Source organism: Shewanella sp. 1CM18E, assembly GCF_023161665.1.
Lineage (GTDB): Bacteria > Pseudomonadota > Gammaproteobacteria > Enterobacterales > Shewanellaceae > Shewanella.
On the sequence record NZ_JALNTW010000031.1, the window covers coordinates 1 to 1,740 of the forward strand.

The 1,740-nt window shown below is 49.7% G+C and carries 1 rRNA gene (only partly in view); it reads left to right on the top strand.

The features are described from left to right. Positions 1–28: 28 nt before the first annotated feature. Positions 29–1,740: ribosomal RNA gene (locus MSG37_RS21175) — 23S ribosomal RNA — on the top strand; it runs 1,270 nt beyond the window's last position.

Genomic DNA, 1,740 nt, shown 5'->3' on the forward strand with positions numbered 1-1,740 from the left:
ATCTCATAGAGACTTATTTGGGTTGTATGGTTAAGTGACTAAGCGTATATGGTGGATGCCTTGGCAGTCAGAGGCGATGAAGGACGTAGTAACTTGCGAAAAGCGTTGGCGAGCTAGTAACAAGCATTTGAGCTAACGATGTCCGAATGGGGAAACCCACTAGCATAAGCTAGTATCATTAACTGAATACATAGGTTAATGAGGCGAACCCGGGGAACTGAAACATCTAAGTACCCGGAGGAAAAGAAATCAACCGAGATTCCCCTAGTAGCGGCGAGCGAACGGGGATTAGCCCTTAAGCATAGAGGGTGTTAGTGGAATGCGTTGGAAAGCGCAGCGGCACAGGGTGATAGCCCCGTACATGAAAACTAACTTTATGTGAAAACGAGTAGGACGGGACACGTGACATCTTGTCTGAATATGGGGGGACCATCCTCCAAGGCTAAATACTCCTGACTGACCGATAGTGAACCAGTACCGTGAGGGAAAGGCGAAAAGAACCCCTGTGAGGGGAGTGAAATAGAACCTGAAACCGTATACGTACAAGCAGTGGGAGCGGTTCTTGAGACCGTGACTGCGTACCTTTTGTATAATGGGTCAGCGACTTACATTTTGTAGCAAGGTTAAGCGAATAGCGGAGCCGTAGGGAAACCGAGTGTTAACTGCGCGTTTAGTTGCAAGGTGTAGACCCGAAACCCGGTGATCTAGCCATGGGCAGGTTGAAGATTGAGTAACATCAATTGGAGGACCGAACACACGTATGTTGAAAAATGCGGTGATGACTTGTGGCTGGGGGTGAAAGGCCAATCAAACCGGGAGATATCTGGTTCTCCTCGAAAGCTATTTAGGTAGCGCCTCGTACGAATACCATTGGGGGTAGAGCACTGTTAAGGCTAGGGGGTCATCCCGACTTACCAACCCTTTGCAAACTCCGAATACCAATGAGTACTATACGGGAGACACACGGCGGGTGCTAACGTCCGTCGTGAAAAGGGAAACAACCCAGACCATCAGCTAAGGTCCCAAAGTTATTGCTAAGTGGGAAACGATGTGGGAAGGCTTAGACAGCTAGGATGTTGGCTTAGAAGCAGCCATCATTTAAAGAAAGCGTAATAGCTCACTAGTCGAGTCGGCCTGCGCGGAAGATTTAACGGGGCTAAGCAATACACCGAAGCTATGGGTACTAGATTTATCTAGTGCGGTAGAGGAGCGTTCTGTAAGCCGTTGAAGGTGAAGGGGTAACCCACACTGGAGGTATCAGAAGTGCGAATGCTGACATGAGTAACGATAAAGGGGGTGAAAAACCTCCTCGCCGAAAGACCAAGGGTTCCTGTCCAACGTTAATCGGGGCAGGGTGAGTCGACCCCTAAGGCGAGGCCGAAAGGCGTAGTCGATGGGAAACGGGTTAATATTCCCGTACTTCTGCTAACTGCGATGGAGAGACGGAGAAGGCTAGGCTAGCGCGGCGTTGGTTGTCCGCGTTTAAGGTTGTAGGCTGTACACTTAGGCAAATCCGGGTGTACTTAAGGCTGAGAGCTGATGACGAGGTCCTAAGGGACTGAAGTAGTTGATGCCATGCTTCCAGGAAAATCTTCTAAGCTTCAGGTTAGTAGGAATCGTACCCCAAACCGACACAGGTGGTCGGGTAGAGAATACCAAGGCGCTTGAGAGAACTCGGCTGAAGGAACTAGGCAAAATGGTACCGTAACTTCGGGAGAAGGTACGCTCCTAGCGGTGATG